At 37.1% G+C, this 18,263-nt stretch carries 17 protein-coding genes and 3 pseudogenes; 1 reads left to right on the top strand and 19 read right to left on the bottom strand.

All coding sequences use genetic code 11. The annotated features are described in order from the left end of the window. Window positions 1-16: 16 nt before the first annotated feature. From msrB to AWH02_RS02725, 17 genes and pseudogenes are all read right to left on the bottom strand, one after another. On the bottom strand, window positions 17-1,123 hold the full coding sequence (gene msrB / locus AWH02_RS02805) for a peptide-methionine (R)-S-oxide reductase MsrB (RefSeq protein WP_060553574.1): 1,107 nt from the start codon (window positions 1,121-1,123) through the stop codon (window positions 17-19). 15 nt (window positions 1,124-1,138) lie between these two features. Continuing rightward, on the bottom strand, window positions 1,139-1,702 hold the full coding sequence (locus AWH02_RS02800) for a redoxin family protein (protein ID WP_060553573.1): 564 nt from the start codon (window positions 1,700-1,702) through the stop codon (window positions 1,139-1,141). A gap of 70 nt (window positions 1,703-1,772) precedes the next feature. Continuing rightward, on the bottom strand, window positions 1,773-2,108 hold the full coding sequence (locus tag AWH02_RS02795) for a hypothetical protein (RefSeq protein ID WP_060553572.1): 336 nt from the start codon (window positions 2,106-2,108) through the stop codon (window positions 1,773-1,775). Window positions 2,109-2,135: 27 nt separating this feature from the next. Beyond that, a complete protein-coding gene (ccdA2, locus tag AWH02_RS02790; RefSeq protein ID WP_008808632.1) occupies window positions 2,136-2,846 on the bottom strand; it encodes a thiol-disulfide oxidoreductase-associated membrane protein CcdA2 in 711 nt (236 codons plus the stop codon). Window positions 2,847-2,988: 142 nt separating this feature from the next. Further along, on the bottom strand, window positions 2,989-4,038 hold the full coding sequence (locus tag AWH02_RS02785) for a sensor histidine kinase (RefSeq protein ID WP_060553571.1): 1,050 nt from the start codon (window positions 4,036-4,038) through the stop codon (window positions 2,989-2,991). Continuing rightward, a pseudogene (locus tag AWH02_RS02780) lies at window positions 4,014-4,718 on the bottom strand (response regulator transcription factor). The gene AWH02_RS02785 and the pseudogene AWH02_RS02780 overlap by 25 nt, the downstream one beginning before the upstream one ends. A gap of 80 nt (window positions 4,719-4,798) precedes the next feature. Next, window positions 4,799-6,019 (bottom strand): SSURE domain-containing protein, encoded by a 1,221-nt coding sequence (locus tag AWH02_RS02775; protein WP_060553570.1) that lies wholly within the window; start codon window positions 6,017-6,019, stop codon window positions 4,799-4,801. 123 nt (window positions 6,020-6,142) lie between these two features. After that, a complete protein-coding gene (locus AWH02_RS02770; RefSeq protein WP_060553569.1) occupies window positions 6,143-6,838 on the bottom strand; it encodes a hypothetical protein in 696 nt (231 codons plus the stop codon). Between the two features lie 45 nt (window positions 6,839-6,883). Then, window positions 6,884-7,090 carry a hypothetical protein gene (locus tag AWH02_RS11135; RefSeq protein WP_060553568.1) on the bottom strand — a complete coding sequence of 69 codons (207 nt, stop codon included), beginning with the start codon at window positions 7,088-7,090 and terminating at the stop codon, window positions 6,884-6,886. A 138-nt stretch (window positions 7,091-7,228) separates the two neighbouring features. Further along, window positions 7,229-7,552 carry a hypothetical protein gene (locus AWH02_RS02760; RefSeq protein WP_060553567.1) on the bottom strand — a complete coding sequence of 108 codons (324 nt, stop codon included), beginning with the start codon at window positions 7,550-7,552 and terminating at the stop codon, window positions 7,229-7,231. A 164-nt stretch (window positions 7,553-7,716) separates the two neighbouring features. Beyond that, entirely contained in the window at window positions 7,717-9,042 is a 1,326-nt protein-coding gene (gene brnQ / locus AWH02_RS02755) for a branched-chain amino acid transport system II carrier protein (protein ID WP_060553566.1), read from the bottom strand. 150 nt (window positions 9,043-9,192) lie between these two features. Next, entirely contained in the window at window positions 9,193-9,747 is a 555-nt protein-coding gene (locus AWH02_RS02750) for a GNAT family N-acetyltransferase (protein WP_045503088.1), read from the bottom strand. A 55-nt stretch (window positions 9,748-9,802) separates the two neighbouring features. Continuing rightward, complete coding sequence (locus AWH02_RS02745) at window positions 9,803-11,581, bottom strand: ABC transporter ATP-binding protein (RefSeq protein ID WP_060553565.1); 1,779 nt, start codon at window positions 11,579-11,581, stop codon at window positions 9,803-9,805. Window positions 11,582-11,590: 9 nt separating this feature from the next. Beyond that, window positions 11,591-13,327: an ABC transporter ATP-binding protein gene (locus tag AWH02_RS02740; protein WP_060553564.1), complete on the bottom strand. Its 1,737-nt coding sequence runs from the start codon at window positions 13,325-13,327 to the stop codon at window positions 11,591-11,593. Window positions 13,328-13,590: 263 nt separating this feature from the next. Beyond that, a complete protein-coding gene (locus tag AWH02_RS02735; RefSeq protein WP_060553563.1) occupies window positions 13,591-14,052 on the bottom strand; it encodes a hypothetical protein in 462 nt (153 codons plus the stop codon). Between the two features lie 276 nt (window positions 14,053-14,328). After that, entirely contained in the window at window positions 14,329-15,540 is a 1,212-nt protein-coding gene (locus AWH02_RS02730; protein WP_060553562.1) for a tyrosine-type recombinase/integrase, read from the bottom strand. Continuing rightward, window positions 15,533-15,784, bottom strand: coding sequence for a DUF3173 family protein (locus tag AWH02_RS02725; protein ID WP_060553561.1), 252 nt, complete (start codon window positions 15,782-15,784; stop codon window positions 15,533-15,535). The genes AWH02_RS02730 and AWH02_RS02725 overlap by 8 nt, the downstream gene beginning before the upstream one ends. 355 nt (window positions 15,785-16,139) lie before the next feature. Here AWH02_RS02725 and AWH02_RS11130 point away from each other — a divergent pair. After that, window positions 16,140-16,825 (top strand): annotated as a pseudogene (locus AWH02_RS11130) (IS110 family transposase); the annotation flags it as partial. A 117-nt stretch (window positions 16,826-16,942) separates the two neighbouring features. Here the strand turns inward: AWH02_RS11130 and tnpA are convergent. Together tnpA and AWH02_RS02715 are read right to left on the bottom strand one after the other, a co-directional pair. Then, a pseudogene (tnpA, locus tag AWH02_RS02720) lies at window positions 16,943-17,368 on the bottom strand (IS200/IS605 family transposase). A gap of 499 nt (window positions 17,369-17,867) precedes the next feature. After that, window positions 17,868-18,263: LPXTG cell wall anchor domain-containing protein (locus AWH02_RS02715; RefSeq protein WP_145762176.1), on the bottom strand; the 396-nt coding region annotated here is incomplete at its 5' end.

The following is an 18,263-nucleotide window of genomic DNA, read 5'->3' as shown; positions in this document are numbered from 1 at the left end:
TTATCAAAAAAAGCTCTTAAACATAATCCAAAAGGTAACCGTAGCCCTTCTCCTCCATCTCAGCTTTTGGAATGAACTTGATTGACAAACTATTAATACAATAGCGCAAGCCACCCTTGTCCTTAGGACCGTCTGTGAAAACATGGCCCAGATGGGAATTTCCAACCCGACTACGAACTTCTGTTCGAGTCATATTGAAGCTCTTGTCTTCTTTGTAAGTCGCAACATCTGGACTGATAGGACGTGTGAAACTCGGCCAACCGCAGCCTGAGTCAAACTTATCCTTTGATGAAAAGAGTGGCTCTCCTGTCACCACATCCACATAGATACCAGCATCGAACTTATCCCAATAGCGGTTAGAAAAGGCCCGCTCTGTGTCATTCTTTTGTGTGACTGCGTATTCTTCAGGAGAGAGCTTGGACTTAATCTCTTCATTACTGGGCTTAGTATAACGATTAGCATCAATAACAGGGTAGGCAGCTTGATTAACATCAATATGGCAATATCCATTAGGATTCTTTTTTAGGTAATCCTGATGATAGTTTTCAGCCTTAACATAGTTTTTTAATGGTTCTTTCTCAACAGCTAGAGGTTTATCGTACTTCTTAGCCACTTCATCAAAAACTTGATTGATGGTATTCAAATCTGCTTCATCCTTATAATAAACACCTGTCCGATATTGTGTACCTTGATCATTACCTTGTTTATTTTTAGAAGTTGGATCAATAATACGGAAATAATGAAGTAAGATTTCTTTGAGAGATATCTTTTTAACGTTATAGGTGATTTTTACTGTCTCAGCATGACCAGTTTGGGAAACTAATTCATATTTGGTCGTGTCACCCTTACCATTTGCATAGCCGGACTCAGCATCAATGACACCTGGTACTCTAGAGAAATACTCTTCTACACCCCAGAAACAACCACCTGCCAGATAGATTACACGCTTATCAGCTTCTTTAACATCTTCTTTCTTTTTCTTTACTACTTCCGTCTTACTCATTGAAGCTTTCTTAATCTGTTCAAAAGATGACTGATTGCTATTTCCGGCAATCGTATAGACTAGTCCAAAGCATACAAACAAGCTAAGGATAACCAGAAAAATTTTCCATTTTCCTCCCATGTTTATTGCTCCTTTCTACTTGATTTCTTTCAATGTTTTCTCAATATCTTCCTTGCTCATGTAGCCAATGTGTGTCTTGGCAAGTGAACCGTCACTGCCTACGAAGAGTGCAGATGGATAAGATCGAATACCGTATTCTTTCAACAATTCTCCCTTAGTATCCATCAGAACTGGGAAGTCTTTGTAGTCCAAAGACTTATACCATTTCTTAAAATCATCTGCTGACTTTTCTCCATTAAAGGTCGGAGATACCACTGATAAGACGACATAGTCCTTCCCTTCCTGCTCCTTAGCCAAGTCATTAGTATCTCCAAGAGTGGATAAACAGATAGAACACCAAGAAGCCCAAAATTTTAGATAGACTTTCTTACCTTTAAAATCAGATAACTTGTAAGTCTTGCCGTCCACACCCTGCAGACTAAAGTCTTTAGCCATCTTGGTAGATTGACCAGAATCAGCTTTTGTTTCTATATTACTTTTAGCACTTTTAGAAACTTCCGAGTTTGTCTTCTGATTTGAACAGGCTCCCAAAAAGCCGACACAAAGTAGACTGATAGTCAATATTGATAACTTCTTCATCGTTTTCTTTCCTTTCAAAATAAGGAGAAAGCCGACAAAACTGACGACTTTCTTTCCTATGGTGGAATTACTATTTGTCAGATGACATTTCGGATGAATCTTTCATGTCATCCTTCATGCTTGAATCGCTTGACTTCATATCATCCTTTTTCATATCATCTTTCATATCAGACTTGCTGTCGGACATCATAGAAGAGTCCTTCATATCATCCTTTTTCATTTTATCATCAGACATGCTGGAGTCTTTCATATCCTCCTTCTTCATGTCGTCTTTTTTCATATCGTCTTTCTTCATCATGCTACTGTCATCAGTCTTTTTCATATTACTGTCTGACTTTTGACTAGAACAGGCAGCTAGGACAAAGATACTAAGTGCAGCGATTGTAAGTGAAGCGATTTTTTTCATGATAAGTCTCCTTTAATTATATAATATTTATCCAAATAATGATGCTAAAGCGTTTAGATTCCCAAGCATCAGCAAAATTCCCATAAGTATAATGAGAGCACCACCAATCTTTTTGAGAACTCCCATATAAGGTTTTAGTTTAGAAAAGCGTTGTAATACCCAACCGGAAGCCAAAGCCATTGCTAAAAAAGGAAGCGATAAGCCCAAAGTATAGACTAGCATGAGCAAACCACCTTGCAAAGCACCATTACCTCCAGAAGCCGCAATTGCTAAAACAGAACTTAGGACTGGTCCTACACAAGGTGTCCAACCAAAGCTAAAGGTAATCCCCAAGAGAAAAGCATTAAGAAAGTCACTTCTTTTACTATTCTTTTTAAGTTGAATGCTCTTTTGCTTTTGCAGTTGTTGGATATTGATAAGTCCCATCTGGTGGATTCCCAGTAGAATGACAATCCCGCCCAAAACGTAGCGAAACCAAGGGGCATAGAGGACTTGCCCTAGAGCACCAGCTCCATAGCCCAAAACCAAAAATACAGTTGATAAGCCAGCTATAAAGCAGAGCGTCTTAACTAGACCATACCAGGAAATATCTTTTCCCATAAACCGAACTGTTTTCGGCTGATCCGAATCCAGCAGAATTCCTACATAAACTGGCATAAGCGGTAAGATACAAGGCGAGAAAAAAGATAGAATTCCCGCCAAAAAAACAGAAATAAAGAACAAAAAACTTGTTGCCATTTCAAAAACCTCTCTATCAATTTCTGACTCTAGTATAAAATAAAAATCTCCCTAAAAATAGGGAGATCGATTTGAAAAAACTTGAATTTGATTTTATCTTTGCTAAATCAAGAGTTAAAAATATTTATCACTTATTATGGATTTATGTTAAGTTGAGAGTAAATGTAAAAGTGCTTCCTAGGCCATACTGGCTTTCGACCGTTATTTCCCCACCCAGCTGATGAGCCAACTCACGTGCAATAGCAAGGCCCAGACCATGCCCACCTGTCTTCATATTTCGAGAAGTTTCCACACGGTAAAGGCGTTTAAAAATCTTATCCAAATTCTCAGGAGCAATACCCCGTCCCTCATCCTTCACACTGATTGTCAAGATTTGCTCAGTTAATTGAGCCACGATCTCAATTTTAGTTCCAGGGTCGGAGTATTTAAAGGCATTATTTAGCAAGTTGAGCAAAATACGGGAAAGTTTATCGTAATGGCTCTTAATTTTCGCTGACTCAGGAGACACTTGAATGTAGATATCCCGCTCCTCTCGCTCAATCAATAGTTGAAATTCACTCATAGCCTCAATCAATAGCTGGTCTAGAAAGACTATTTCAGCTTCTCCATCTGATTCTATTTGAGGCTGGGCATTAAGAGTCAAAACATCCAATTCTTCCACCAATTTATTCAAACGCTCTGTCTGACGGCTAATCGTGGTCAAGTAATGAATCTGCTCCTCTTCTTCAATCACTCCATCTAAAATCCCCTCCACAGTCGCCTGAATAGAGGTAATAGGAGTTTTAATATCGTGAGAAAGCTGGGCAATCATCATTCCTTTTTCTCGTTCACTTTCATTAAGCGATTCAAATGTTTCTTGCAAATTATGCGACATATCATTAAAAGCCTGACCCAACTCTTGAAATTCGATAGGACCCTTGGCGTCAATCTCTGTACTATAATCCTTGTCAGCTATATTCTGAGCCTGTTTTTTCAGATGCCAAAGGGAAGAAAATACTGGCGATAAAAGAAAGAGACTGACTGCCGCTCCTATAAAACTAGCAATCAATGTCATTCCAACTAGGAAATAAATCTCACTTTTTACAATCAACATTCGCTGGACTGCCCAGAAAACGAGTAAAATCGTTAGTAGGTTAGAAATTAGGTACCCTACTAGAATGTAACTTTTTAATTTCGTTTTCCACCTCGTGATCTTTCCATTTTATACCCAAGACCCCAGACAATTTTGATAGCCGGAGTGTCTGAACTGGCATACTTGGTCAATTCCTGTCTCAGAGCATGGATATGAACATTAAGTGTATTGGTATCATCTACGAAGTCTTCCTGCCACACCTTCTCGTAAAGCTCCGTCTTTGAAAAAACTCTCTCAGGATTACTAGCTAAAACCCAAAGCAGTTCAAAGGACTTCACTGTTAATTCCAAAAAATACTCCCCGATACGAGCCTCATGAACCACATGATTCATCGTCAAGTCACCGAGCTCAATTTGTTCGATCTCACCTCCACGATGAAGTCGGCGCAGAATATTATTGACTCTTAGAACTAGCTCGCGCGGACTAAAAGGTTTTGCTATAAAATCATCTGCTCCTAAGCTCAAGCCATAAATTTTTTCTTGCTCGCTGGTCTTAGCCGTTGTAAAAAGAAAAGGTTGATCAGGTACTATATACTGGACCTCACTGATAAAGTCATAACCGTCCATATTTGGCATCATGATATCCGTGATGATCAAGTCAACAGATTTCTTTCTGAAAAGATCTAATCCCTCCACGCCATCTCGAGCCACTAAAACTTGGTAGCCAGCCTACACAAGATAGCGCTTTTTGATATCCAGAATATCCATCTCATCATCAACAAGTAAAATTGTCTTTCCCATTTGCCAATCTCCTGATAAAAACAGTGTTATACTGGCTTTAGTATAACACTATTTTTAGTAATTTTTAAATGATTTGAACCTTAATCCTTTTGTTTTTCTTTCAAACCTAGCAGGCTAAGAATTCCTGCCAAAGCTAGTCCTAAGAAACCAATGGTAGCTGTAGCTGTTTGAGCTTCACCAGTTGTGGGTAACGTAGCCTTATCATTTTTTTTCATCGTATCTGCCATCGGCTTAGAAGTTGGGTGTTCCCCCTTCACATCAGTCATGCGATGATCTACTTCCTTCGTACCCTCAGCTGTACTCATAGAATCTGTTGCAGAAGGCTTCTTATTCATCTGACCTTCTTGAGATGGTGTTGTAGAAGGTTTCATATTCATTTGACCTTCTTGAGATGGTATTGTAGCCATTCCTTTTCCACGAAGCTGAATCGTTACTTGACGAGTCGCGATAAGATTTGTCAAATCTGGTTTGCCATCTTTGGCACCATAGACCTTGACAGTAGCTTGGTAACTGCGAGTTCCGTTAGCGCGAAGTTGGTCGAGAAGGGCTTGCCCGTCTTTACCTGTAGTATTGCCGTTCAAATCCACTTCGTAGAAGTATTGACCTTTCGCTAAGCCTTCAAGTGGCAAGAGGGCTGGATTGTTAGCTGAACCATTGTCTGACCAAGGAGCCTTGTCAGAAGATTTGAGTAAGAGACGCGTCAACATGCCGTCTCCACCGAAAGCTTCATACGGAATAACTTGATTAACGCCTGCCAAGAATGGACCAGGAACGTTCGCTTTTTCTAAATAGCTGGCCGGAACGTCTACTGAGTCCTTAGTATTTTCTTCAACTCCTTTTCTAACTTCATCTGGAGTCGTTACCGATTGAGAAGTAGTCGCTTCACGATCTTGGTTTGAAACTTCAACAAGAGTTGCCTCCGGTTTAGCTTCTTCTTTTTGATTGCTAACTTCTGCCATAGTCTGTTCTTCTTTTGGTTTTACCACTTCTCCCTTAGGAGCTAGGCTAGACTTATCTAGAGAAATAGTTTCATCAACCTCTTCCTTAGGAGTTGACTGATTTGCAGTTAGAGCCGAATTCATTTCTTCTTTTAAAGCTGTCTCTGGCAACTTATTCTTTTCTAATAATGACGAATCTTCTTGAAGAACTTTAGTAGGAGTTGAAGTGAGATCATCTGCATGTACGGTATTTGGTTGACCAACTAGCAAAAAGAAACCACTGGCAACAACGACGGAAGCCACACCCACGCTTAAACGACGGATTGACCAGCGGGTATATTTTTGATTTGTATTGAATTTCATAAGATTCTCCTTTAGGTTTGTTTTTTTATGACTCTAGTATAAAATAAAAATCTCCCTAAAAATAGGGAGATCGATTTGAGAAAACTTGAATTTGATATCTTGATAAAGAACTTTTTATTCATTTTAGGATTCCTCTTCTTCTCTTTCTGCTTCATATTCTTTATTCCATTCTTTAAGATATTCAAGATAACTATTTAAATACTTTTCAAAATCTGCGTCATTTTCATAAGGATAGGAATACAATCGTTTGGTGTACCACTTGAAACCTTTTTGTCCTTTGTAAAAATAATCAATTTTTGTAGGAAGAAAATCTTTATTAAAAGATATCCTAACTTTGCTAAAGCCAAGCTCTTTATCCATAAACAATTCTTCAAATTCTGGAGATCTTTTAGCTTTGTAGAGCGATTTATTCACAAGGGTCTCTGGGGACATGATGATTTCATAATTTGCATTCTTAATTTGATTGGGCGTCACCTTAAGGTTAAGAAGAGCTGAGGAAACTTCGCTGTATAGAGCCTTATTATAAGAATCTTGCGCATCTTCTCGCCCATACTTGCTATACTCTTGCCCATCTTTAATGGCCCATCCATTACTAGTATCAAAGAATTCCCTTTTCTTTAAATCAAATGCAATTCCTTTCGAATAGAACTCCTCTTCTACATCTGTCACTTCCTGTACAAATACAAAACGTTTTTGCAGAAGAATGCTAGAAGCTTTGAAAGTGTAAAAAAATAACAAGTTCTGTATTACAATGACTAGGACAATAAAGATAAATAGAGCTTTGTAAGCCCTAATATAACTTGACCATTTTTTAAACATTCTCACTCCTTTTGTTATGAAGGTAATTATCTATGATAAGAAATCCTACTTTTTACTTTTCTTTTTATCTGCTTCTATTTTCTGTTGATCCTTGTATATCTTGTAAACACTATCCAAGTCTTCTCTAAAATCAGCTTCATTCTTGTAAGGATAGGAATAGGTTCGCCAGGAATACCAAGCTAGACCATTTTCACCCTCATAATAAAGTTCAACTTTCGTAGGTAAATTTTCTTTATTAAAGCTAATCCTCACTTTTTTAAAACTATCTTGATAAATTGAATAAAGTCGTTCAAGTTTTGGTATATGCCTTTCCTTCAGCAGATCCTTATTGATAACTTCATCTGCCGAAAGTGTGATCTGATAACTTTCTATAAATATTTGATCGCTCGTCTATTTAGGGTGAGACAAGATAAATGAAAACTCATCTAAAAGAAGCTGGTCAAATCGATCTTTTGCATCTTTTTCCCCAACGTCATCATATAATTTTCCGTTTTTAATAAGGTATTGGTCATTTTCAAAAGCCTCTTTATTTTTAAAATCAATTCCTCTGACACTATGATATCGGCTTTCAACGTAGACAAAACCTTTCTTTTCTAACAGCTCATACATGGGACCTTTTTGAAGAGAATCCCTAGGAATCATAAAGAAATAAAAGGCAATAGAAAGAAAAGGTAAAGAAGCAAGGATTAAAATCAAACTTTTCTTATTTTTCATTCTTTCAATTCACACCTCCTTAAAGAAAATAAAAAGCTGTTTCATAAATATATCTTAACTGTTCTAAAAAAAGCTATTCACTAGAACAATATTATACCAAAGTACTTCAACAAGAGCTTGAAACAAATAAAATCCCCAAGCCACAAAAACTTGAGGATTATACTCTAGATCATTTCAAAAGATTCACTTTTTTGTTTATCAGGTAAAATGAGTGACAAAATAATTCCTAAAAGAGCTGGAAGTAACCAAGGCAAAGAAGCTTGGGCAAAAGGCAAAGTATTTATTGCATCCATAACTTCCTTGACTTTGAATAAAGAACCCAAAATGCTTGCAAGAGCAATCAAAGTCACTAGCGTAACTGTCACTTGCATGCCAATTTTTGACAAGGGTAAGAATTTATTTACAATAACAATCATCACAATCACAATCGTAACTGGATAAAGGATTTGCAAAACTGGTACTGAATACTGGATAATCGCATTTAAACCAAGGTTAGCAATGGCATAACCAATCAAAGTAAAGATGGTTGCATAAGTTTTATAAGAGACTTTGGGGAAAGTATTATTAAAGAACTCTCCTGTTGAAACAATCAAACCAGCTGTAGTCGTAAAGCAAGTCACCGTAACCATAACAGCCAGGAAGATTTGTGCTGTAGGACCAAAAATAGCTTGAGTGGCTTGAGATAGGACATATACACCAGGGTTGCCTTTTGCAATCACTTCAGCAGGAACTGGAAAATGATTACCTAGATATCCTAAGCCAATATACATAGCACTAAAGGCAAGGGCAACAATTAGTCCAACAATCCAAATAGTTGAAATGTATTCTTTTTTATTTTTGAAACCCAGTTGATTCAGTGTAGTTACAGCAATCACACTAAAAGCAACCGAAGCCAAGGCATCTAAAGTATTATATCCTTCCAAGAATCCTTGTCCAAATGCTGATGCAGCATAGGTAGCTGAAGCCTGCTGAGGTGCTGCTGAGCCATATTTAAAGGCACCCAGTATAATTAAAATAATAATTAAAATTGCAAAAACTGGAGTTAGGATGCGACCAATCCGATCTAAAATCTTTGATGGATTTAAAGAAATCAGATACGCTGCGGCAAAATAAATTGTCGTGAAAACAATCAAACCAAGACCAGTTATATCTTTAGGAAGTAAAGGAGATATCCCAACTTCATAGGCTACTGTTGCAGTCCGCGGAATCGCAAAGAAGGGACCTATAGACAGATACAAGGCTACAAGATAAACGATGGCAAACCAAGGAGCGATTTTACGTGAAATCTCATGAATGTATCCCTTAGGATTGAGAGTCCCAATAACTAAGGTTAATACAGCAATCCCGACCCCAGATAAGACAAAGCCACCAATAGCTGGCCAAAAATTAGAACCCGACTGAACACCCAAAGATGGCGGAAAAATCAGGTTTCCTGCACCAAAAAATATTCCAAACAAGAGCAAGCCTGTTAAGGCACCTTTTTTTATCATAATAACTCCTCTTTATTTATAACATTTTCACATTATATCAAAAATATTATATTTTGCAAAATAAGTAAAATCAAGAAGAAATTCGTCATAATTAAAACAACTATTATTCAGAATAAGACCTCTGAAAAATAGTTCAGAGGTCTTATTTATTTACGCATCACTAAATCTTCTATGCTTAATTTCAAATTCAAAAAAGTTCTTCTCTTGGAGCATATGAAAAATATCCCGATAGGCTTCCTCATCAAAGTGATCACCTAAATATAAGATTTCAAAGCTTAGGTCATCATATTCTAGAAAAGCATTACTCGTTTTGAATCCATTTCTTTTATAGAAGTCCATACGTGCTTGACGTTGCTCTAGATTATCACACTCTTCATCTAAACGTTCTACTTCTAAAACCATGGTTTTTTGGTAAAACTCTGTTAGTTTATGGATGATTTCTCCTCCATAACCATGACTGCGAAGATGTGGCATAATCGCAAAAAAACTAACATAAAAGCATTTTTCATTGTAGATCGCAAAAGCAAAGCCCACAAACTCTTCTTCATTGTAAAAAGCAAAGAAATGAGATTGTTCATCGTTGGTATAGCGAAGAAATTCACTAATAGGAACTCTCTCTTCTTCAGGAAAAGCTTCTCGATTAAGAGCTTCTACCTTATCTAAATCAGGAAATTCTGCTGTAATAATTTGACTAGTTAAAGACATTGCTACCTCACTTCGTTTAATATTCTAGCAGTTACCAAACATTTTAGCAAGTTTTTCAAGCTTCTTCTGCTTTCTTAGAAAATTGACTTTGATAAAGGTCATAATAAAATCCTTTATCTGCCAAGAGACTCTCGTGATTGCCTTGCTCGATAATCTGACCATCCTTGAGCACCAAAATCTTATCTGCCTCCTGAATGGTCGACAGTCGGTGAGCAATGACAAAACTGGTCCGCCCTTGCATGAGTGTCTTCATAGCCTTCTGAATCAAGAGTTCAAGACGTGTATCGACAGACGAAGTTGCTTCATCCAAAATCAGAATCTTAGGATCTGCTAAAAGCGCTCGTGCAATCGTAAGCAACTGTTTCTGACCCAGCGAGATATTGCTTGACTCTTGGTTCATTTCCATGTTATATCCACCTGGTAATGTACGGATAAAGTGGTCCACATTAGCTGCCTTGGCCGCTTCTACAATTTCTTCATCAGTAGCCTCTAAGTTCCCGAAGCGAAGATTTTGCTTAATCGTTCCCTCGTAAAGCCAAGCGTCTTGCAATACCATACCAAACTGTTTGCGGTAGTCCTGACGGCAAAGGTCTCGAATATCATGTCCGTCGACAGTAATCTCACCTTTAGTAACGTCATAGAAACGCATAAGAAGATTGATCAGAGTCGTCTTACCAGCTCCTGTTGGACCGACAATGGCCACCATCTCACCTGGTTTAACCTCAAGATTGAAGTTCCGAATAAGTGGCTTATCTGCCACATACTGGAAGTCTACATCATGAAAGCTGACCTGACCAGTTAAGTCGTGTTCTAGTCTTTCAGACACATCATTGACTTCATCTGTCTCGTCCAGAACTTGGAAAACCCGATCCAAAGAAGACTTGGCGCTTTGCAATTGGCCTGCTAGCTGTGTTAAGTTTTGAATCGGCTGACTAACCTGCCAGACATATTGAACAAAAGCTTGCATATTCCCAATTGTTAATTGTCCAGAGATTACTTGTAAACCTCCTAAGATTGCTACAATCAAATAGGTTAAATCAGAAATCGCGTTTAAAACTGGCATCATCAAGCCAGAAATAAAACTAGCCTTAAAACCTACTTCTTGAAGATTTTGTGTAATTGCTTCAAAGTCTTGACTAGAAGCTTCTTCTCTTCCATAGAGTTTTAGAACATTAAAACCGCTTAGATTCTCTTGGACAAAACCATTCATTTCCCCCAAAATATCAGCCTGCTTTTTGAAGTAAGGTTGAGATTTCTTCAAAATAAAGTTTGCTGCAAAATAAGTCAAAGGAATACTGATAATCACAAGCAGAGCAAGTGACAAGTTTAGATAAAGAACCATAAACATAACCAAGGAAATAGTAAACACAGCATTCACTACTTGCAAAAAGCTTTGTTGCAAAGCATTTGAGACCGTCTCTACATCACTAGTAAATCTGCCTAGTAAATCCCCAAACTGGTGCTTATCAAAATAAGATACGGGAATCTGATTAATTTTATGGCTGAGTTCATTTCTCAAATCACGAATTGTATTTTGTACAGCGTTGGTCATAAAATAGTTGGAATAGTAAGAACCGATTTCATAGAAGAGTGCTCGAACAAAGTACAAGACCATGACCCAACCAACATAACTAGCATTAATGTGAGCTCCTTCAACTCCCTTAGCCATATCCAAAAGATTGCTAGTCAGTTCTGTAATTGCAAGCCCCAACACAAATGGCTCTAAAACACTCATAACGACACTGAGAATCTTGAGGAAAACAGCTAAAATGACAGATACTTTATAGACTTTTAAATAGCTCCATAAGCGAGCAAAAGAATGTTTTTTCTCCATGTTTCCCTCCTATTCTTCTGTTAATGATTGACTGTTAAGCTGGGATTGGGCAATTTCTCGATAAATGGCATTGGATTCCATGAGTTCTTCATGTCTTCCCCGACCAACGATTTCACCCTTATCCAAAACGATAATCTGATCTGCATCCATAATCGTGCCAACCCGCTGGGCAACAATTAAAACTGTTGCATCTTGGGTTACTTCTTTCAAACGACGACGTAAGATAGCATCCGTCTTGTAGTCGAGAGCTGAAAACGAATCATCAAAGATATATATATCCGGCTCTTTTACAACAGCACGAGCGATTGACAGACGTTGTTTTTGACCTCCAGAAAGATTGCTTCCTCCTTCAGCCAGGTGTGTTTCAAATCGCTCCTCACGACTTTCGATAAATTCTTTAGCTTGAGCCACATCTGTGGCTTGATTTAGTTCTTCATGACTGGCATCTTCTTTACCATACCTCAAGTTTTCTGCGATGGTACCAGTAAATAGCAAAGCTTTTTGAGGAATGAAACCAATCTTTTGACGCAAGGCTTTAAGTTGATAGTCTCTGACATCAACTCCATCTACCAAAATTTTCCCTAGGGTAACATCATAAAAACGTGGAATCAACTGTACTAGGGAAGACTTACCTGATCCTGTAGAACCAATAAAGGCGATAGTTTCACCAGGTTTTGCTTTGAAAGAAATATTATGAAGAACTGGACTTTCCGTCTCACCTGGATAAGCAAAGGTAACATTATCAAACTCCAGGTAACCATGACTTTCAGTTTCAGTAATACCCTCTTCATTAGGATTAATGGAGATAGGCATATCCATAACTTCCTTCAAGCGTTCACTAGAAACGGCTGTTCTAGGATACATGGTAAAGAGACTTGATAAAAATAAGAAAGAAAGTAAAGCATGAAAACTGTACTCAATAAAGGCAACTAAATCACCGATTCTTAATTCTCCACTTCCTAAAGGCTGCAAAGCAAACCAGACAATAGCAACAATCATGGCAATAATGATTTGAACAAATAAAGGTTCTGTTAATCCTGTCAGTTTGAACAATTTATTGGAATTGTCAGCATAGATTTCATTTTCTGAAGCAAAGCGCTCCTCTTGAAACTCTTCTCTGGCAAAAGCACGAATGACCCGCAAACCCGTTAAATTTTCTCGAGCGTATTGGTTAATTTTATCCAAAGTTTTTTGCTGCTTCTCTGATAGAGGACGTGTCTTAACAGCCACATACCAAACCACTACCGCCAAAAAAGGAACAGAAATGGCAACAATCCAAGCCAAGGACGGACTTGTTAAAAAGATCATAAAAACACTTGAAATCATCATCATGGGTGTAATGACCCCCATTTTTAAGCTCTGCTCAGCAAATTGCATGAGAACAAAAGCATCACTTGTAATCCGTGTCACAAGCGAAGACACACCAATCTGTTCATATTCATGATGAGAATACTCTTGTAGCTTAGCGTAAAGATCATTTCTCATATCCCGAACCATACTAGTTGTTAATTTACCAGCCGCATAGGACAGGACAATTCTTCCAAAGACTCCAGCTACAATAACTAATAACATTATAAACGCCCAAAAATACAGACGACTGGTATCTCCCTGATTAATCCCCTCATCAATCATACGAGCAAGAACTGTAGGAAGACCTAAATTTACAATAACAAAGAAAATCGCTCCTATGAAATCCAATAAGAGCCATTTAGGATATCTTCTTAAATAAGACCAAATATATTTCATCTCTCCTCCTAAAAATCATTTTTAAACAATAAAAAAGCACTCCCCAGCACTTTTTCATACACAACTGAAAAATTGAATTCCTTTGCTTCAATTCATCAATATTATACCAAAAGCTGTCTCATTCCTGCAAGAGGAATCTGAAGAAAACAAGAGCCTTTTTGATTTGAAAGTTTGTAGTTTTAATAAATCAACTCCTAGTGGCCATTCATTTAACAAGCCATAAATCATTGAAAAAAGTGAGATTATAAATCTCACTTCGTTCACTATTTAGTTCGTTTAAACTTAGCATCTTTGAAGATTGCCAGAGTAGCTTTGTCAGCTTGACCAGATTCCAACTGAGAAAGATCCAATGTCAACACATCGCCTTCAATTTTGTACTTAACTTTGTCGTTGCCACCCTTTTCTGATTCAAGAGTTTTATTCTTTTGATCAACTTTTAATTTATAATCTTGATTTTTCTTATTGCCCAAAGCTTTAGCTTCAAGAGTTACTTTACCTTTGGTATCTTTGATTTCAATCGTCATTTTCAAAGAAAATTGATCAGCGTATTTTTCTGCTTCTTCACTTGAAGCGCCTTGCTCCTTAAGTGTGTTCTTGATAAAATCCTTAGAAGCCTCATAAACATAGGTTCCGTTGTCACTCTTAGCAGCACCTGAACATGCTACAAGGATAATAGCACCAATTGCAAAAATTGTAGCTAAAACAATACGTTTGATAGATTTCATTGTATACTCCTATAAATTTGATATTGCTATTATAACAAAAATTTCACTATCTAACAATAGCCCGAAAAGAGAAATTGATTTTTGGAAGTTATATAGTCTGATTAAAAGAGAAGATTCTTTTTCTCAAACCTTAAATAATGATACAAGGCAAAAGATACATACTAGAAATTACAAAAAAACCAGAGCCTAAACTCTGGTTTTCATTTTCATTGGAAACTCTATTATTTAAGAGTAACTGAGGCGTCGTTGCTTTGGTTGTTCTCACACAGCTATTTTTTACTTGGTTTCTTTACTTGGCGGGATTGTGGCGGGATTTGCAGTTAGTCCGAGCTCTCCTAACACCTCTGTTATTTCAGCACCGCCAGTAACAATCTGTCTATCATAGAAATGAGAATAGATGTTTAGTGTTGTAGCTTTGTCCTTTCTTCCTGAACGAGCCGAGACATACAAAACATCTTTTTTTAGAACGTTTATCATAAACGAATCATGACTATGACGTAGACCTTTCCCAGTAATAACCGGAACCTTAGCCACTAGTGCATGCCTTTTTAACATTCGACTTAAGGTAGATTTGTTCATTGGAGAGTTAGACCGTGCTAACACGAAATTATCTTCTCTATTATACACTTGTACAGTTCTCCAATTTTGCAAAACTTTAACAGTTTCGTCATCTACTTCTAAGAAACGCATTCCTGCCCTAGTTTTTGTCTGCTCTTTTCGAACGTATTTCCCATTCCCTTGATATTCTAAGGTAGACTGAATATGAATAACTTTATTTTTAAGATCTATGTCTGACCACTTTAAACTAAGACCCTCAGAGACTCGCATCCCCGTCATAAAATAAAGCCAGATAGCCGTATAAAACTGCCTCTCTTCATAAACTGTCTGATCAAAAGTTTTTAATACCTTTTCAAGTTCCTCTACAGTCCAAAATTCAGTTTTCGGTTTTTCTCCTTTAGGATTGTCTAACTTTCGACAAGGATTATTCTCAATGTATTCCAAGCGTTCTGCATAATTTAAGCACTTCTTCAGTTTACACCAAAGTCCTTTTGCGTAGTTTGGAGAGTAGTCTTCCATTAAAGATAATCTAAAATCTTCGCATTCCCGAACAATGATTTCAGACAATTTCTTATCAGCAAAAACTTCAATAAAAGTCTTATACTGAGGATAAGCAGTTTGGTAGGTTACGGGCTGAACAGTTTTCTTATAATAAGGCAAATAGACATCTTCCATAAATTTTGAAAATGGAATATCTAATTGTGGTCTTTTTGAACTGGCACTAGCTATTTTAGCATTGTATTCAGTTCTTATCCTACAGACTTCGTCAAAGGCTTGCTTTTCTGTTTTAAAATCAATTCCAAATTGATCTTTATAAGATTTAACCCTAAACCTCTTTCGGTCACCCGTAGATGGATCTACACTGAATTCAACCTCATAATAAATCTTTCCTTTCTTATTTCGACTTACGCATTTATATTTTTTACTCATTTTGTTCCTTTCTTTCAGAAAGCAACTTAAAGCCGAGTAATTCTTCTACAATAAACGTAGGAGCTAAATTAAGACGAGAATTATCAAATGGTGATTTACTTAATTCTACCACATTATTCAATAAAGCTCTAGATTCTTCAAATTGTCGAACAGCAATTAACTTTGCTTGTCTTATAATATCCCGTGCCGTATGTTCAGGGAAACCTAATTTCATTAATTCTGTATGATTTATTGTTTGCATCATCTCTTCCTTCTAATTCTTAATTACAGAGATTTCCATCTTTTGATAAGGCTTAGAATAGTTCAATAAATTAAATCATTAACCAAAAGCCTTAAACTACTTTTCTATAAAATAATTGTACATAGCATAATAGTCAAATTTCATCTATATTTTCGAAATGATAAAGTAAAGGTATCTTGTTAAGTCGTAGTGCTCTATGGCGCTAGATGTCGTTTTACAAATTGGCAAGAGACCTGTTTTAGTTCAAATTTTATCAAAGTATGTGGGATATGCCAGACATCATATTGGAAATGAAATCACTAAAATAAGGAATCCATTCAAGACAAAGAAGTAAACATGATATGGATAAGTTTTAGGAATTGATGTGAGTAAAGCAAACTCTGAAGTAGCTATTCTTATCAACGGACAAAATATACATGGTTACTACTCTATGCCCAATGGTACGATTGGATTTAATCACCTACTGAAAGACCTGAAAACAGAGCAACACAACAGATATTATATTCCAAGCTACGGGTGTCTATTCTCACCGTCCTCAAGCATTTCTAGATAATAATGGATACGCTTATATACGTCTTAACCTTCTGGAAGCTAAAAACAGTTGAATAGTCTGCGAGCACGGAAAATAGATAAAATTGATGTAGACAAATTAGCTTCCTCACAAATTTGTCTTAAATCGTAAAACAACTTATAGTGACCCCAGCCGATTCTATCAGAATCTGACAGAAGATATCGTCAGGCCTAAGAAAATAGGTTACACAAGGTTCTTCAAGTTTCCTTCCCAGAAATCGAGAACTTGCTCTCTATACCTACAGGATAGCAATATTGGAATCTCTTGACGGTCTTCCCAACCAAACAATATCTTTTATTAATATTGATCTCAAACACTTTTAAACTAGTGATTATCTGGCACAGGAACATATTACCAAGCGTAGTAATCCTTACACTAGAAAAATCCTATATAAATATATTCATAACATCGCTTCAGCTAGTCACACCAATCCATATCACATTGCAGACTTCTATGAGAATCAAAACCACCAGTGTAAACTGGTGGTTTATTCTGCGGCTGTAAGCCGCTTCTACCGGTCAGGGGTAAAAGCCCGCCGAAATAGCTTCCTCGCGCACCACTTTCCCGAGCAGGTACTTAAGCACCTTGACTTACTTTCTCCTATTCATTTCGCCAGTAAACGGATCTACTGCCTCGAATAAAGTAAGCTGGTCTGCTACTCTGTCTTCTTGTAATTGATTTTGAATATATTCAGCTATCACTTTCTGATTACGGCCTACCGTATCTACATAATAGCCTCTGCACCAAAACTTTCGATTCTCATATTTGTATTTTAAATTCGCATGCTTATCAAAAATCATCAAGCTGCTATTTCCCTTTAAATATCCCATGAAAGCCGAAACACTGAGTTTGGGCGGGATACTGACAAGCATATGAATATGATCGAAACAAGCATTGGCTTAATGGATGGTCACACCTTTTCGCTCACATAAGTCACGTATGATTTTTCCGATACTAGCTTTATATCTGCCGTAAATGATTTGACGACGATACTTTGGTATATGATAAACTTTCATTAGCCTCTCTCATGAGATATCTCCTTTGTGATGTTTAGTAGTGGTGGGGAAACCACTTCTATCTTATCAGTTTAGGAGGTTCTTTTCTTACCACGCTAAAAGCTATCCGGAACCACTAGCATAGCTAGTGGTTTTCAAGAGACAACAAAGAAGACAATCGCAGACGACTTTAACTAAGCCACATGCGATTGTCTTAATACATCAACTCATCAGGATAATGTATTACCTTGTAATGCATAACAAACTTTACAACTATACTTCAACTTAAAATCATTAAAGCCAACTATGCCCTATCATTGTAACAGCTCGTTTCAAAAGATGTCAGATGAGGTGTATTTTTAGTGTACCAAAATTTTCAAAAAACAGCTCGAACTCATCCTTAAAATATTACCTTAATACTCAATGAGAATATATTTTGAACTGGAAATCCGCATTACCCTTGACAAATAGTAGAAAAGAATCTAAATATTTCTCTTATTTATGTATCCATAGAAAAAATTTAGTCTTCTTTTTTCTTGCGAGTTACAAGACCAAATCCACTCATCAGACCAAGGATACCAAGAGCTGCAAGGACAGAAGGAGCTTCTGTACCGGTTTTAGGCAATTCTTTAAGCGTGCTCTTAACTGGTGTTTTACCCGCTGGTTCTTGTTTGTGTGGAGTGACCTTTTTTCTGTAAACATGGACTGTATTTCCATCTTTATCAGTTATCGTCTTGATAAATTCATAGCCTGGAATATCCTTCTTCGGTTGTTCACCATCCTCTGTTGGATAACCTGGAATTTCATTCCCTTCCTTATCCTTGTGACTGGTCTTAACCTTCTCATAAACGTGTTCTGTGTCGCCGTTTGGAAGTTTCTTAGTCTCTACGAAGCGGTAGCCTGGAATATCTTTCTT

Origin of the sequence: Streptococcus gordonii, assembly GCF_001553855.1 — a bacterium.
Lineage (GTDB): Bacteria > Bacillota > Bacilli > Lactobacillales > Streptococcaceae > Streptococcus > Streptococcus gordonii.
This window is presented reverse-complemented; position numbering and strand designations above follow the sequence as displayed.

Excerpts from the sequence above, each read along its gene's own strand:
- brnQ (WP_060553566.1), bottom strand. The coding sequence starts at position 9,042 with ATGATAAAAAAAGGTGCCTTAACAGGCTTGCTCTTGTTTGGAATATTT.
- AWH02_RS02750 (WP_045503088.1), bottom strand. The coding sequence starts at position 9,747 with ATGTCTTTAACTAGTCAAATTATTACAGCAGAATTTCCTGATTTAGAT.
- AWH02_RS02740 (WP_060553564.1), bottom strand. The coding sequence starts at position 13,327 with ATGAAATATATTTGGTCTTATTTAAGAAGATATCCTAAATGGCTCTTA.
- AWH02_RS02795 (WP_060553572.1), bottom strand. The coding sequence starts at position 2,108 with ATGAAAAAAATCGCTTCACTTACAATCGCTGCACTTAGTATCTTTGTC.
- AWH02_RS02735 (WP_060553563.1), bottom strand. The coding sequence starts at position 14,052 with ATGAAATCTATCAAACGTATTGTTTTAGCTACAATTTTTGCAATTGGT.
- AWH02_RS02745 (WP_060553565.1), bottom strand. The coding sequence starts at position 11,581 with ATGGAGAAAAAACATTCTTTTGCTCGCTTATGGAGCTATTTAAAAGTC.
- AWH02_RS02800 (WP_060553573.1), bottom strand. The coding sequence starts at position 1,702 with ATGAAGAAGTTATCAATATTGACTATCAGTCTACTTTGTGTCGGCTTT.
- ccdA2 (WP_008808632.1), bottom strand. The coding sequence starts at position 2,846 with ATGGCAACAAGTTTTTTGTTCTTTATTTCTGTTTTTTTGGCGGGAATT.
- AWH02_RS02770 (WP_060553569.1), bottom strand. The coding sequence starts at position 6,838 with ATGTTTAAAAAATGGTCAAGTTATATTAGGGCTTACAAAGCTCTATTT.
- msrB (WP_060553574.1), bottom strand. The coding sequence starts at position 1,123 with ATGGGAGGAAAATGGAAAATTTTTCTGGTTATCCTTAGCTTGTTTGTA.
- AWH02_RS02760 (WP_060553567.1), bottom strand. The coding sequence starts at position 7,552 with ATGAAAAATAAGAAAAGTTTGATTTTAATCCTTGCTTCTTTACCTTTT.
- AWH02_RS02725 (WP_060553561.1), bottom strand. The coding sequence starts at position 15,784 with ATGATGCAAACAATAAATCATACAGAATTAATGAAATTAGGTTTCCCT.
- AWH02_RS02730 (WP_060553562.1), bottom strand. The coding sequence starts at position 15,540 with ATGAGTAAAAAATATAAATGCGTAAGTCGAAATAAGAAAGGAAAGATT.
- AWH02_RS02775 (WP_060553570.1), bottom strand. The coding sequence starts at position 6,019 with ATGAAATTCAATACAAATCAAAAATATACCCGCTGGTCAATCCGTCGT.